General features: G+C 53.4%; 17 protein-coding genes. 2 read left to right on the top strand and 15 right to left on the bottom strand.

All coding sequences use genetic code 11. The features are described from left to right. From B5E41_RS30415 to B5E41_RS30405, 3 genes are all read right to left on the bottom strand, one after another. Positions 1-221: transposase (locus tag B5E41_RS30415; RefSeq protein ID WP_141098853.1), on the bottom strand; the 221-nt coding region annotated here is incomplete at its 3' end. 1,292 nt (positions 222-1,513) lie between these two features. Then, positions 1,514-2,032 (bottom strand): hypothetical protein, encoded by a 519-nt coding sequence (locus tag B5E41_RS30410; RefSeq protein WP_088397275.1) that lies wholly within the window; start codon positions 2,030-2,032, stop codon positions 1,514-1,516. Positions 2,033-2,277: 245 nt separating this feature from the next. Beyond that, entirely contained in the window at positions 2,278-4,014 is a 1,737-nt protein-coding gene (locus B5E41_RS30405; protein WP_141098852.1) for an MACPF domain-containing protein, read from the bottom strand. A 1,189-nt stretch (positions 4,015-5,203) separates the two neighbouring features. On the opposite strand from B5E41_RS30405, the gene B5E41_RS30400 reads away from it, so the two are divergent. Beyond that, positions 5,204-5,965, top strand: coding sequence for a hypothetical protein (locus tag B5E41_RS30400; protein WP_141098850.1), 762 nt, complete (start codon positions 5,204-5,206; stop codon positions 5,963-5,965). A 4-nt stretch (positions 5,966-5,969) separates the two neighbouring features. Continuing rightward, positions 5,970-6,590 (top strand): hypothetical protein, encoded by a 621-nt coding sequence (locus tag B5E41_RS30395; protein ID WP_088397272.1) that lies wholly within the window; start codon positions 5,970-5,972, stop codon positions 6,588-6,590. Positions 6,591-6,736: 146 nt separating this feature from the next. Here the strand turns inward: B5E41_RS30395 and B5E41_RS31530 are convergent, their stop codons facing one another. From B5E41_RS31530 to B5E41_RS30335, 12 genes are all read right to left on the bottom strand, one after another. Beyond that, the gene (locus tag B5E41_RS31530) at positions 6,737-7,123 is read right to left on the bottom strand and encodes a helix-turn-helix domain-containing protein (RefSeq protein ID WP_141098849.1); all 387 of its coding nucleotides are present in this window, start codon (positions 7,121-7,123) and stop codon (positions 6,737-6,739) included. Further along, a complete protein-coding gene (locus B5E41_RS30385; protein WP_141098848.1) occupies positions 7,120-7,677 on the bottom strand; it encodes a DUF29 family protein in 558 nt (185 codons plus the stop codon). The genes B5E41_RS31530 and B5E41_RS30385 overlap by 4 nt, the downstream gene beginning before the upstream one ends. Positions 7,678-7,721: 44 nt before the next feature. After that, complete coding sequence (locus B5E41_RS30380) at positions 7,722-8,024, bottom strand: hypothetical protein (protein WP_088397269.1); 303 nt, start codon at positions 8,022-8,024, stop codon at positions 7,722-7,724. 12 nt (positions 8,025-8,036) lie between these two features. Then, positions 8,037-8,303, bottom strand: a complete 267-nt coding sequence (locus B5E41_RS31525; RefSeq protein WP_141098847.1) for a hypothetical protein — start codon at positions 8,301-8,303, stop codon at positions 8,037-8,039. Next, on the bottom strand, positions 8,287-8,499 hold the full coding sequence (locus B5E41_RS30370) for a hypothetical protein (protein WP_088397267.1): 213 nt from the start codon (positions 8,497-8,499) through the stop codon (positions 8,287-8,289). The genes B5E41_RS31525 and B5E41_RS30370 overlap by 17 nt, the downstream gene beginning before the upstream one ends. A gap of 527 nt (positions 8,500-9,026) precedes the next feature. Next, positions 9,027-9,323, bottom strand: a complete 297-nt coding sequence (locus B5E41_RS30360) for a hypothetical protein (protein ID WP_088397265.1) — start codon at positions 9,321-9,323, stop codon at positions 9,027-9,029. 2 nt (positions 9,324-9,325) lie between these two features. Then, positions 9,326-9,868 carry a hypothetical protein gene (locus B5E41_RS30355; protein ID WP_088397264.1) on the bottom strand — a complete coding sequence of 181 codons (543 nt, stop codon included), beginning with the start codon at positions 9,866-9,868 and terminating at the stop codon, positions 9,326-9,328. A 276-nt stretch (positions 9,869-10,144) separates the two neighbouring features. After that, complete coding sequence (locus B5E41_RS32000) at positions 10,145-10,294, bottom strand: hypothetical protein (protein WP_176439528.1); 150 nt, start codon at positions 10,292-10,294, stop codon at positions 10,145-10,147. 9 nt (positions 10,295-10,303) lie between these two features. Beyond that, positions 10,304-10,663, bottom strand: coding sequence for a hypothetical protein (locus B5E41_RS30350; RefSeq protein ID WP_141098846.1), 360 nt, complete (start codon positions 10,661-10,663; stop codon positions 10,304-10,306). A 262-nt stretch (positions 10,664-10,925) separates the two neighbouring features. After that, entirely contained in the window at positions 10,926-11,261 is a 336-nt protein-coding gene (locus B5E41_RS30345; RefSeq protein ID WP_088397262.1) for a hypothetical protein, read from the bottom strand. A gap of 203 nt (positions 11,262-11,464) precedes the next feature. Beyond that, the gene (locus B5E41_RS30340; protein WP_088397261.1) at positions 11,465-11,923 is read right to left on the bottom strand and encodes a hypothetical protein; all 459 of its coding nucleotides are present in this window, start codon (positions 11,921-11,923) and stop codon (positions 11,465-11,467) included. Between the two features lie 213 nt (positions 11,924-12,136). Beyond that, the gene (locus B5E41_RS30335) at positions 12,137-12,874 is read right to left on the bottom strand and encodes a hypothetical protein (RefSeq protein WP_088397260.1); all 738 of its coding nucleotides are present in this window, start codon (positions 12,872-12,874) and stop codon (positions 12,137-12,139) included. Positions 12,875-13,374: the final 500 nt, after the last annotated feature.

Genomic DNA, 13,374 nt, shown 5'->3' with positions numbered 1-13,374 from the left:
AGCGGCTTTCGGGCGAGCCGTCGCCATGTGAACAACTGCTGCGGCGTCAACCCATGCCGCCGCGCCACAGAGCACACCGTGACGCCGGGCTCGCAACTCTCCGCAATAATCTGCGCCTTCTGATCGTCGCTCCATTCGCGACGACGGCCATTGCCTGTGAAAACCTCAAACCGGCGTATCGGCTCATCCTTAGTTTTAAGCGTAAGTTCTGAAATCGACATATGTCCAAGCCCTCTTTCGAGGTTGAACATCAATGATCAAGCGATGATCCGGAAGGTGGGAGCAGGACAGCGCTTACAAAGAGCTGGATAGGCAGCTGGCAGAAATGGGCATCAAAGGTGACGTTCAAATCATCCGCCGCCTTGACCTGCTGACAGGTAGGAATGAAGAGGAAATCGTCGTCGATGCGGGCAACGTGCCGCTACTCTCTACCGCTCCGGAGAGAAGGGGGGCCTGACTTCAATTTATGTCTGACCAGTCCGAACCTCCATTTTCAGAGATGCGGCCCGCGTAATAGGCCCATTATTGACGTCGTTCAGGGGCAACCCACTTTACAATACAAGACTTATCACATTTGTAAAATGATGGGCTATCGCCGTAAATTCTATCGCACATCTTATTGCAATCATAATAGCCCCGATTATACCATAGGCCGCCGAGAGGGTCGACGTAGCCGTAGTAAAGGCCATCCTTCCGTACCCCTCCACTTTCCTGCCGGAAGTTAGGGTTCGAGCGGACCGCCGAGTTAGGTGGAGTACGGGAGCTGCTATCTCCGCAATTTTTCTCAGAATATCCGAGTATTTGTGTACATCCAGTTGCTCTCACACATTCAATGTTTGTTGTCCTTCCTGGGCTTGCGAATACGATTTTCCTCCCCCCATTGGTGTCGACATATATAGTTATTGACTTTCGACATGAATTCAAAAACCGACCTACAAAAACTCCATCCATTCTATCTTGAGTGCCAAGATATGAAATGCATATTTTTCCAGCTTCCACGCTCTTACACTGAGCGGAGGTCGTAGTTGGGTAGATCAAAAACATTGAAACGCAAAAGGCAGGAACAAGAAGTTTCATAGCTTGACCATCACTTGGTGCACTTGTGTCCTTATAGTCTTTGACTATACCACACAAAAAGGCTCGGTTCGCTGCCATTTGCTGGCAAACCCTGCTTGTCATGCCTTGTCAGCCTGCGTCCAGTGGCCACTCTCCGGAAACGATCTCCCGGCTTGTTAAGTGTGCGAGGTAATGTGCCCGTTAGTAAGCGCTGTTTTCAGGCCTTGGCTTTGAGTTAAGCAGTCAGCGGATGCGCAGACAGAAATTAAGGTTTCTTGGTCCAAGCCTGCCTCGACTTCCCTAGCGTCCGATAATGAATGTTATTGGACATCAGCGCCATTTCTCGGGCAGTGGCGCGTTCTGAAGTTAAGACTAGTTAGCTTCCGCCTCGCGCCGGAAAGGAAAACAGGGAAAGATCGAAAGAGCTGGACAGGCGTGGATCGCGACGAACCCTTGCTTAGTTGCTCTCCCCGACCTTTTTGATGTACTCAATCGGGTAAGGTGCGAAGATACGACTAGGGAGCTTTAGACCAATTGCCCCACCTATTTCTGCGGCAAAAGTCGTGCAATCGCTAAAGCCTAATAGATAGTTCCCAGACGACTTCCATTTTTCGAACACGGCCCTGGCCCTCTCGTAAGCGTCCGAATTGACCGAGACGACCACCACATAATCGGGCTTCTCACCGGAGTCATCGAATATCTCGCCCGGAGACGAGCCGAACATTGCTTCATACTTGGATTTGTCCGCTTGTGGGTAGAAGCCAACGACTTGCTGAATGGTCATGTTAGTGGTGTCGTCGCCCCTATTCCAAATCACGAAGGCATGTCCGAGTTCACCGTCTTCCGCAGCAAGAGAAACTGCGTATTCGACACTCTCCGAGCGCACCTTCTTGTCGATATATTTCATTTCTGCGGCACTGGACGGCAATGTCCACATCGTCATCAAAGCAGCAAGCGTTATTTTCAGATTAAGCATCCCTGCCTCCCAGCAGATTTATACGGCAGCATTGACTCACGACCTTTGTGCTTGGCTCACCAGCTTCGAGGCACAAAAGGTGGTCATCGTGTACCGCGCCGTATGTCTTATCGTTTTGCACCGACACCTCTGAAGATAAGGATTATATCTGCACAGACTGATATGCGTGTTTCTGATCGGTGCGTTGGAACAGATCGTCCCCTTTGGCCGAGCTCAAAACGGCTTCGCAACGTCCCTGCCGAAACCTATTCCTCTGGGCCGTGCGAGGGATCACGACAAAGCGGATATATCGGCTTTGAAGGGTCGAGGTAGATGTTTTCACTGCATTTGTTGAGGGGAGAAGATAGCCAGCTGGAGGTGCAGCTAACAACGAGCGGGGCTACATTACACATAGTCCGGCTCCCCGTCGGCCTATAGATGCATGGCACCTGCTTGCCTGTGAAAACGCATTCGAGAGACTTGAACTCGGTCCCCAAGTAGCTGAGAGTCTCCTTATCCGCGCCATCGGGAAAAGGGTGGTCTGTGTCCACGCAGAACTTCGTAGCCTCGGCAACGTCTGCTGCGGTATATGAATAACGCTTTGTGCAACTATCCGAGACCCGTTTGTAGCTTGATTGAGGAAACGTCCCCAAGCCTCGATTGGGTCCACCAACTCCCACATCCTTCCATGGTAAGCTGTAGGTCACCTCCTGGACCGCCGGGGTGCCGACTTCACCTTTTGGACACTCGACTACCGTCTTTTGCTCCCATCCGACCGGGTCGCCACACTCCGGCCCGCGAGCTAACCTGTACGGCTTGAGCCTCTTAGGCAACGCGAGACCTGCAACGAGCGTTTCCTTGGTGGGCAGGTATTCGCACCCGGTGCCCCCAAACGCTGACGTTCCGCAAGCCACCAAAGTTGTTCTTACCTTGTTTATCTTTTCTATGACTTGTGCCTGCCAGCCAACAGCTTGGTCCCAATCGAACTTCTCAAATTCTTCGGGATGCGAGAGGATTTCGTCAATTCTTCGCTTTAAATCCGATAGCGTGTCAATCTTTGTCGCTAAATCTTCAATAATTGGCCTGACCGCAGCTTTGTCGATAATACTTGTTGAATTATAATCGATCAGCTCGTCATACGGCTTTACATATATTTCGTAGGGGTACGCAAGTTTGTTCTCAACAATTGCCTTCTCAAATTTGGAAGCACTACTCAGCATTCCATTGAAATCCAGCGTAGTCAGGTAAGCTTTACCATCATAGTTGTATACTGGCGGCGCGAAATCGAACGGAGCACCCGTATAAAATACGTCGATCTTTAGCTTGCCCTCGTGGAAATAATGGTCTACCCGGCTCGTCAAATCGCCCTTGGACTGACCTTCAGCAAAGGCGAGCTTCATGTTGAACGTCATAGACCCCTTTATTTCTTCTTTTTCTTGCTTGTCTAGGGAAGAGAACTGGAAGAGGATTGAAAGGCGGCCACCCGCCTTGTACCCGCTTATGAACATCGTGCCGCAAGATCGGATGAACGCTTCCGGTGAGCTGGCGCGAAGGGTCTTCGCGGAGTCCTTGAGATCGAATTTCTGCAGGGTTTGGTTTTGCATCTCGACATCGTCTTTGACGCCGATGATCACAGTGTTTTCGTCGAAGCGGGTTGAGCGCGTATACCCTGCCGTTAGCCCGCCACCGATCTCCAGGCCCTTCATAACGGTTCCTTTGCCAGAGGAATCGAAGTTCATATTAAAGAACCGAACTGTCTCGTCTCGCGTGGTCAAAGCCTCGACGCTACTCTTGGCTTTCACGCCCTTTGCAGTCGTGCCAAGCGACACATCATCGGCAGGCTCAATACACCTGTCGGGAGCATGGTTGGAAGTGAGATCATAACCGCTACCTAGAATTATCGTGTCTAAATCGTCTTTGGTAACAGTTACCGTACCTGCTGCCAACGCACAGTTTGTCGAGAGCAGCAGGGCTAGCCCAGTTCCAAAAGATCGTCTGCGCATTTTTGCCTCCGGATAAATGTCACTCTTCGCAGCAATCATGACCGGAACATTAGCTTACGCTCATGATGCCTTATCGATGACGTCAAGCGATGCCGCTCCGCGACCTCATTCACTAATGCGCCGGGCCCCCGAAATGATCTGCCCTTGACCTCGTCCGGCCAGTGCCGATTAACCTCACGTCCAGACTTCCTGGTTGTGACAACCTCCAGCGTGGTCTCCATTGAGAAGCTCCCTTTCACGGACAATGCCAGAGCAGAAGCCCGTTATTGCGAAAGTGAAAACCAGGCATTTAAGGGTTTTGGAAGTCGCAGAGGCATACGACGAGCTTCTTCATGCTAGTGACTGAACAAGTACAGAGCGTCTTCTGCGGCCGATACCTGCCTTAGATGTTTCCTGCCCTGGCTGCTACCTACTCCTTTGTACTCTAAACCGATGGTGGCGGTAGTTTCCACTATCATCCACGGACCATCCGCAGGGTTAACAAAGGCGGCATTGTCGCCAGCTTTAAGTCGCTTCAAAACCTCATCCCTAGCAGCTTCGTATTCCGCTTTGCTGGGATGATACGTCACTTCCTGATCCAGCGACGCTCCGGGTAGATTTACGGCGGTTACAACTGTTTCGTCAGCTCTGACTGGGAGGATACAAGCACATATGAGAATAGACGATATTGTTATTCTGACGCACCATTGAGATTTCATCGACCGATCCTTCCCCGATCTAACCCCATACCCGTTTGTATTACACCACAGAAGCTTTTCACTTTCTAGAATACCTGCTAGACTCAACTTATAATATACTAATGAAGCGAAGGGAGCAATCCGTGATTCGTTCAATAGCAATAACAGCATCATGGTGTGGGCTTTTTGCTGGGATAACATCCGCATCCCTCGCGCAGGATGATGATCTGTTTCGGATAGTGCCACTTGCTAGTAACGTCGGCTTCGAGGTCGGAAGAGGCTATGATATACTTAAGGAAGGGCCGAGAGCAGACTGTGTCGATCGGTCTGTCGTGCAAAATCACCCAGATTTCGGCCCTAACAGCGAGACTTTCTATTCAAGGAGAGTCGAGAATTCAGAGCAGCTAGACAAAATGCTCGGAATATCCGCGTCAGCATCGGCTAAAGGCGCAGGTTGGGGGGGAGGTGCTTCCGCATCCTTTTCCAAGTCCTTGTCTGTAAGCAGTTACGGATTGACTTACGTCGTCAATGTTGAGGTCAGCGCGAAGGGCGACAGTCTTCGCGACGTCAAACTTAAAGAGCAGTACATAAAACTCATTAGCAGTGGCAAGGAAGCGGCGCTGGAGAGATTCCGGCAAATCTGCGGAGATGGATATATTGGCGAATTTACGATGGGAGGTCTGCTCCAAGCGGTCGTGCAGATTCACACTCGATCCCAATCAGAGACTGAGACCTTAGCGGCCTCGTTGAGCGGCTCGTTTAGCATGGCGTCCGGTTCGGCTTCTTTTTCCAGTTCACTAAAGAAGCTTGCGAGTTCGAATGAGGTGCAAATCTGGACGTTTCAGAGGGGCGGAAATGGTCCCATTCCTCTGACTGCTGAGGAAATGGCTGAGAAGGCCGCAGCATTGCCTGATGCGGTAAAAACTGCGGCAACCCCAACTCAAGGTGCAATCTTTAGCTATGTTACCCTTTTGGAGGAGCCAAGTTTGCCGCTGGCCGATTTCGCTGAAAGAGAACGCGGCCTGTCGTACCTCGCTGAGCGGTTACGAAAGGCACGCGATCAGGAAGCGAACGTAAGGTACATCCTTGATCATCCCTCAGAATTCTATTCCGAGCCAACTGATTTGCCCCAACTGGCCACCGAACTCAAATCTCTCAACGACTTCACGTCAGTTATCAACGCGCAAGCCAATGCCTGCACACAAAGCGGAGGGAGCTGTACCGTGACAGAAATTCCGATGCCCGCCCCTACGGTTCGACCAGCCCGGAGATGACCCCATGAGAGCGACCTACATATTAGCACCTATCCTGGCGACCGTCCTCGCAACGCCCGCCCTACCGCTCCAAATTGGCCCGCCGATCAGAATCGGTCCAGGCGAAGCAACTGTCGGCGGCTTCGGTTACAAAGACGGCAAAGTAGCCACGCCTACGCCTGACCAGCTGCTTGACAACGTAATCAACAGCACGCCTCTTGCCGCGTTAAGTGACGCTGACAAGAAGAACATCAAGCAGGCAATCGTCACCACCGGTTATGTTGCAGCCGTAGCGGCTGATCCGGTGGCGTCGCTTGTAATAATATCTGTTTTGTCAAAGGACGGCACCCAGAGAGATGTGCCGATCCCTGTAAAAGACACACCGCCAACTGGAACGACGTGGACACTAGCGGCGTCATGCGTCACGCAACAAGAGGGCGATCTTATTACCGCGATGTTCGTAGCCGATGTAGAACATCTCAGTGATATAAAGCGCGGTGACCTGTTGAAACTTACGGCACCCTTTTGCGAGGAGTACAAAGAACATTCTGTCACCGCAGTCACGATCAAGGTGACCGGCAAGTCTGACGTATCAGATGCCGCGCCGGATGAATTTAGGCACTATGTCACCGGTCGAAAGGCTTAAAGTTTGGGAAGTCAGGCCTTGTCCGCAGCTCCGTGAAACCTAGAACTTATCGGATGTCAGGCTTTCTCAGCGAACACAGGAAGGTCAATTAGCTGCAGCAGAGAAAAGCCTCGAAAAACGGGGCTTTCGATCTTTCCGCACTGGGATCATTTCTTAGGCTTCTTCAAAGTAAGGAGCTTCTTTTTGGGAGCGACTTCGATCCGAACCCGAGCCTTAGCTTTTTTTGCCAGCTTCGCTTTTTGCAAGTCCAGCGAAACGGTGGGCTGCGAAATGCCAAGAAGGTGAGCAATGGCGGTTTGGGACAGGCCATCCTCGTCGAGCTGCACGACAATCTTGCAGCGTTCTTCAGAATCGACAGTGGCCTTGTTGAAAACCGTCATTTGACGAAAACTGCCATCGGTGCGGAATTTTCGGGAAATGACTCGGCCGTCAGACTTCTCCACATGCACGGATATGAAGTCTGAGACGCCCGAGAGCGGCAGGTTTTGTCCTTCTAGAATGGCCTCTCGGACGGTAACGGCGGCACTATTCACGTTGAAATCGTCACAAGGAGCTGGTCGAGGGGGAGGGGGCACGTTTCCGGCAATAACGGCAGCTCGTAGCCGTGTTCTTCAAGTGCGGTAGCTTCTTGCCGCTGCGCCAGCTTCCAAACGGCCTGAAGGTTAACGTGACGGTCAACGCCTTGCTCCTTTGCAAACATTGCTTCGGACTGTGCGCTCATCGCCTCGGTGGGGAGCCCGACGACGCCAGCCGAGCCGGAGAGCTGAACAAGGTTCGTCAGGATCATCCGCAGATTGCCGGAAAGCTGGCTGACAGCCTGCCGTCCAGCGGCCTCGATCTCCTGGGCCAGGTTCTCGATGTCGAGACCACGCTCAGCCGGTAGCGCACGCAAAAGGGCGGCTTGCTCCTGGGTCCATTGGTAGAAGTCTGTTTCGTACGAAGCCGCCACCGCATGTTCCTTCTGTCGTCCAAAGGCTTTCCGGACGCTCTCAAGTTCGGCATCTACCCCGTCTTCATTGACGCCGGAAAGCGCGTCGTCAGCCATTTTCCTGGCGGCCGCTTCAGAGTCGCTGGTGTCGTAGCCCAAGGGGTCGGCCGTATTGCGAACAACAGTGGCGTCCGAGGCTTGGTCTAACCCATCCAACTCGTCCCATGGCTCGGGCGGCGTTTGAGGCACTTTGTCGAGATCGCTGACGCGGCCTCGACCTCGAATGCGTCGAGATCGGCAATCGACAGGGATTTCAAAGCGCCGTCTTCCAGCGCTGCCTCCAACAGTGAAATGGCGCGACCGAGATAGTTGGAGGCATTCTGCAGCGTGAGAACGTCGGTCGGATTCGAGACAAAGCCAGGTCCAATCGGCCGCTTCCGACCAGGCTCCATGCCTTCCAGCACTTTCATTGAGCTTGGTCCATAGTCTTCGTCTTCGTCGGCCATGCGAAACCTCGATCAATGCAACGGTGCGATATGGACGGTAACGGAACCATCTTCATTGACTTCGATTTCCTGCGCCAGCTCGCCAACCATTTCGCGAGCCATCTGGACGCGCTCCATCATGGGGATTTCATGGGCCTCGCGTGCCTGCCGGATACGCTCGATGCTATCCTTAATGCCGTCGATGGTTTCCTGGCGACGCTCCCACAGGCGAGGGCGGGTGATGCGGAGGTGTTCCCATTTATCGTCGGTTAATGGCTGGCTCCTAATGAAGGGTGACAAACTCGATTTCATGATCCCAGGCGTTCACTTCCACGAACAGGTCATCAAAGGTCTCGGCCTGGCGGTCGCGGAACGCGCGGACGTGTGCGAGCTGCAGCGACGGCAGCTTGCCCTTATCGAGGGCGCACTGCACCAAGTCGGTTTCGCATTCGAGAATTGCGGCGGCTTCTGCCACGGTCAAAGGGGCGTCGATCATGTTTATGGCCTCCTAAACCTTACTGACTGCGCGGCAATAGAATTCCTCTGGCGTGGTGTCGGTCCCGCCGATCTTGCCGACGATCTCGACGTGGAAACAGTCACCATAGCGGTCGAGCCAGATGGTATTTATCGTTTCCTGGTGGCCTTCGGCATGTTGTAGGCATCGGCTACAGCAAACACGCGGTTGGAATAATCGTATTTCGCGCACGCTCGGCTATCAATCTCGCTCTCATTCGTCCCGTTTCGCATTTCGGGTATCGAAATAATGTAGTGCCCATCGGGCACCGTTGTCAACATTATACGTCAGCAGCTTGTGGCTACTACTACCCTCCCGATCTAGCCGCGGTCTGCTCTTACCAAGCCCACTGCCTGGCTTTGTCCTCGTAGGCGGCACATACCGCGTCCACACGGGCCAGCTCGGCGGCTTCAAGCTCCCGAACCTCGATCATGATGCGCAAGAACCGGGCGATGTCTTCGGCGGTGTAGCGACGACGGAAATGGTCCTGGATGGTCTCTTTGGTAGTGTCATGCTGCCTCCTTGGCGTCTTCGTCAAACAGGACGATTGGAAACTGCCAGATGCGAGCCACTTCCTCGCAAAAGCGCTCGGCCAGCTCCTGATCGGGCACGTCGTCGATTGCTATGACGGTGGTTGACGTGAACGTGGCACGGTTCTCAGAAAGCTCGTAGCTCGGCCCTCCGGACCAAACGCGGCCTTCAATCCATCCATCGGCGCTGGCGCGCCAATGGATGCGCTCGAACTCGATGCGAACGCGCTCATAACCTCGCTTTGGCAGCATTCCCTTTCGGCTGAAATCGAACATAGTCACTCTCCCCTGACATTTTCGGTGACGACATCGGTCAAAGCCTGGGCAACTGGTGCGCGGCCTTCAAGGTCGATCTCTGCCTTTGTCTTGCGGGTCGATAGCGGGGAAAGGCCAGCCGTAGCCTTCCTGATGGCGTCGGCTTTCAATGCCTCGATGTAGCGAGCTGGAATGCGGACATTGAACGCGGTGTTGTCTTTGTGGCGAACCTCCACCTTGCGGGCCTGCATCAAACGCCAGCCCTCGGCATATCGCTGCAAGGAAATCTCGTTGACGGTCATTGCGTAATCGTAGCTCTTGGCGTCCGGTCCACCATCGCGCCAGTAGGCGGTGCAGCCGATACGCTCCCTTTTCGAAACCTGGGCGTGATCGAGCTGCTTTTCAGCCAGTTCCGCGATCTTTTCGATTTCTACAAAGTAGGTGATTACGTTGGCTTTTGAACGGCCGTTGATGGATTTCATATAGTCCATCACGGTATCCTTTTGATCTTCGGTTGCAGCTTTCAGAATGAAGCCATGGCGCGGTGCTGAAATCAGTTTTGTCATTGTTGGTGTCTCTCCCAAATAAGGACGTTAGCGCCCTTGAATTCATCTTATAATAAGAGTGTTGACCGCCCTGACTGTCGGCGCAAGCATAATTTTGTTGCTTAATATTGCTGATGGAACGGTGGTAGATTTTACAGTTTATGCAGTGAGAAAATCACTGTGAGCGTCAACGGAATTTTTTCTGAATTAAAATTGCAAAGCCTATTTCCTCTAATCCCAATCCGCCGGAAATGGCCAAAAGAAACCCCGCTCGGCGGCGGGGTCATCGGTCTGCGGTCATTCGCTTTCAGGCAGGGGCGGGTCGAAAGCCTTGTCGAACTGGTCGGCGTCTTCGGCCAGGGCAGGGTAGTCGATGAAAAATTGCAGGAACTTTTGCACCTCGGCGTCCCGCGTAACGATCTCTTCGGGGGTCAATGGGTCGGACATGGAGGCTCCTTAATGCTTGCGCCCTAGCGGGCTTTCCTGAATGCGGATCAGGAGATTGGCGACCGCTGCGTTTTTAACGCGGGTTGCTTGAATCCGGCGAATGCGACCAAGGGCCTCGCTAACAATGTCGCCAACACTGACGGTCACGTCGAGCGCAGTATGATCGGCAGAAAGGGCGTCAGCGTGATCACGGGCGGCGATCCCCTCGCGGGTCTTGTCAGTGCCTGCAGCCATCATCTGCAGTGCCTTGTTGGCGGCGCTGCTGTATTCCTCGCAGCATTTTTCGCCGTGATCGCGAATAATGGCCGTGAGGTCTTGGAGGGCAGCGGATAGGCGGCTTTCCACCGTGGATAGGATTTGAGATTTCATTTTCAGGGTTTCCTCTCTCTGGAAGTTTCTTGGGACCATGCTGCCCGATTTCCCGGCTGCTCTCTGACAGCGCCGGAAACCGTGGAGCATCACCATGGCAAGTGGCTGGTAAGGCGACGAAAGGCGGCGGTCTCGTCCCTGCTCGCGAGGTAATCCCGCAAGTCGGCTTCCCAATCGGCCTGGGGCTGGAACGGTTCCGCTCCTGGGGCCGGGGGCCGGTAAACGTAATCTTCCGGCGGCTTGAGGAAAGGGGCGCGGGCGATCATGTGCGCTCTCCCTGCATTGCATGACGGGCGGGGGAATAGTCCATGTGGTGCCAGCGACTGACCGGCTGGCTGCGCGTTGGGAAAACAACGGGACGCTTGCGGACGGTATTGGGGTTTGACGTGACGACGTGGCCGCTCTCATGCTCGAAAGCCATACGGCCATTGCCGATAACGACCACTTTGTAGGGGGTGCCCTTTAGCGCCTGATCGAACTCGGCAAAAATCGACGCCATGTATTCGTCGGAAGCACCAAGGATTTCACGGAAGAAACCGTCTGCGTATTCCTCGCGTGCCTTGATTGGCATCTCGATCAGCATCCTATCGTAAAGCATTCACTCTCTCCTATCGGAATTACTTTCTATATTGATATTGTGGCGGCCCTGACTGTCGGCGCAATCATAATTTTATTGCCGAATATTGCTGAGAGAATGGGTTGGGCATAACGGGTTGACGCGATTAGAAGGCAAGCGAGAACGTCAACAGAATAAAAAATTCAAGAAAGATGGAAATGATCGGAGTAGAGGCGGGGGGCGCTCTATGCCCAATTGCCCATGTATCGCCTGCACCAGTCGGTAAGGTGGTGGAGGTTTTCGATGTCCTTCGCCATAGCGAGAACTTCCGGCCAAAGGTCAGGGGGCAAAAACCCCTGCTGGCCTCGGAACGTGAAGATGATGACGACGGAATCAAATTTGCCTTCAAGCTCCAAATCCTTCGCGTTGATGACGGCTCGATACAAGCCGTTCGCGCTGAAGCCGTGGCGGATGGTCTTGACGAGACGGCGGCCCTTGGTGGCCGTTACCGTGATATTGAACAGGCTGGCGGCTCCGTCGTCCTGGCCATCGGACCAAGCGGCGATCTTTGCCGTGGTGACTTCGCGGATAGCGTCGAGACGATCTCGAAACCGGATCGCAGCTTGGAGCTCGCGGCCAGTATCAAATTCGGCCTCGTATGCTTTCAAGGCGTCCTTCGTGAGATCGGAAAGGGAATGCCTCATGACAGCGGCTCAAATCTGCGACCTTGGTTGGGGTTGTCGCGTCCGTATACCGGGCCGTAATCGTATTCATATGCCACGCCTGGCTCCCACTCTGGAAATTGAATCGTTTTCATTTGCAAATCCTCTTGCTCGTATTCGGGGGTTGGGAGCGCCGGTTGCGTGGTTCGGCGCGGGGTAGGATTGGCCCGCCGTCTCTGACGGGCCGAATGCTGATTAAGCTGCGGCGGCTTCGGTGACTGGCGGGTTCAACAGGTTGTCGAATGCAGCACGAATGCTATCAAGCGCGTGAGCGGCCTTGGCGACCTGCTCTTGCGTCATGTCGGCCGTGAAGAGTTCAACCCATACCGGCTTTTCAGGAGTAGATGCTTTGCGATCTAGGAACCGGCGAAACTGGTATTCTTCAACCTTCGATGTCTTCGGGTTGAAACCGATGCGAAGTGCGTAAACAGTCCCATTGAGGAGGAACATGAGCTGTGCGGCATGGGACTTGTATTTGCCCTTGCCCTCGGTCTCGATTTTGGCCTCAATCAAGTAAAAATCGGACTCGATGCGCTCGATGGTTTCCGCAGCCTTGATATTCGCTCTGACGTTCCGAAGGTCAAGCTCGCGGGCAATGTATTCATCAACTTTCGAAAGCTGCTTGCTGCGATCCGCAACGCCGCGACCGACTTTCTCGACTTCCTGGTTGATGGTCTGAGCAACCTTCTCGATGGCCCAGATCAACGGGTTGGATAAATCGAAATCGGCATCAGCAACCAGCTGCTCGCGATATTCCTCGACGGTCTTTTCCTCGTAGTTGTTGCGGATTTCATTAGCTGCGTTCTGCTCGATCTGAACGGCCTTTGCGGTCTCTAGCAGACCGCCCATGCGTTCCAACATCGCAGCGAACTCGGCTTGGACCTGGGCTGCGACTGCTGCAAGGTCGATCTTGTTGATGATTGCAGTTTCCATTTTCTGCTCTCCCGTTTTCGAAGGCTAAGCCCTTCGTTTCCTTGTGTAATTATATTATTGGTCGCCCTGACTGTCGGCGCAACGGGAGAATGTGCTGAATGTTGCTGACAGAAAACATCAGATAAAGGGCGGTTGACGCGACAAGGAAACGCAAGGAACCGTCAACAGAATAGCGGCTGAAAACAGTTTAAGATATTTTCAGAAAATGGCTTTGAAGTTGGAAAGTGTCGATGAAAGAACGCCGCCGAATAAGTGTTGACATGACGGACTGGCAGAAAGAAAAAAAAGAGGACCGAAAGCCTCTTGGATGGTCTGCGATCTGATGGCGGATTAGGCGGCCTCTTTCTCCTGAACGAGCTTCCAGCCTGCATCGCAACAGGAACATGGACGCCATTGATCGTTTCGACTTCGGTTGTCCCTATGACGATCCAGCCGCAGTCGGTTCTGTCGATAACCCGTATCAGGCGGAAACGGGGGCAACACCCAAGTTGTTGACAGAA

It is taken from the genome of Rhizobium esperanzae, from assembly GCF_002204185.1.
In the GTDB taxonomy this organism is placed as follows: domain Bacteria; phylum Pseudomonadota; class Alphaproteobacteria; order Rhizobiales; family Rhizobiaceae; genus Rhizobium; species Rhizobium esperanzae.
Note: the sequence above shows the minus strand (reverse complement) of the source record. Positions and strands in the feature narration are given on the sequence as shown.

Bases quoted from the DNA above. Each gene is read 5' to 3' on its own strand.
- B5E41_RS30410 (WP_088397275.1), bottom strand. From the start codon at position 2,032: ATGCTTAATCTGAAAATAACGCTTGCTGCTTTGATGACGATGTGGACA.
- B5E41_RS30405 (WP_141098852.1), bottom strand. From the start codon at position 4,014: ATGCGCAGACGATCTTTTGGAACTGGGCTAGCCCTGCTGCTCTCGACA.
- B5E41_RS30395 (WP_088397272.1), top strand. From the start codon at position 5,970: ATGAGAGCGACCTACATATTAGCACCTATCCTGGCGACCGTCCTCGCA.
- B5E41_RS30380 (WP_088397269.1), bottom strand. From the start codon at position 8,024: ATGGCCGACGAAGACGAAGACTATGGACCAAGCTCAATGAAAGTGCTG.
- B5E41_RS30370 (WP_088397267.1), bottom strand. From the start codon at position 8,499: ATGATCGACGCCCCTTTGACCGTGGCAGAAGCCGCCGCAATTCTCGAA.
- B5E41_RS30360 (WP_088397265.1), bottom strand. From the start codon at position 9,323: ATGTTCGATTTCAGCCGAAAGGGAATGCTGCCAAAGCGAGGTTATGAG.
- B5E41_RS30355 (WP_088397264.1), bottom strand. From the start codon at position 9,868: ATGACAAAACTGATTTCAGCACCGCGCCATGGCTTCATTCTGAAAGCT.
- B5E41_RS32000 (WP_176439528.1), bottom strand. From the start codon at position 10,294: ATGTCCGACCCATTGACCCCCGAAGAGATCGTTACGCGGGACGCCGAG.
- B5E41_RS30350 (WP_141098846.1), bottom strand. From the start codon at position 10,663: ATGAAATCTCAAATCCTATCCACGGTGGAAAGCCGCCTATCCGCTGCC.
- B5E41_RS30345 (WP_088397262.1), bottom strand. From the start codon at position 11,261: ATGCTTTACGATAGGATGCTGATCGAGATGCCAATCAAGGCACGCGAG.
- B5E41_RS30340 (WP_088397261.1), bottom strand. From the start codon at position 11,923: ATGAGGCATTCCCTTTCCGATCTCACGAAGGACGCCTTGAAAGCATAC.
- B5E41_RS30335 (WP_088397260.1), bottom strand. From the start codon at position 12,874: ATGGAAACTGCAATCATCAACAAGATCGACCTTGCAGCAGTCGCAGCC.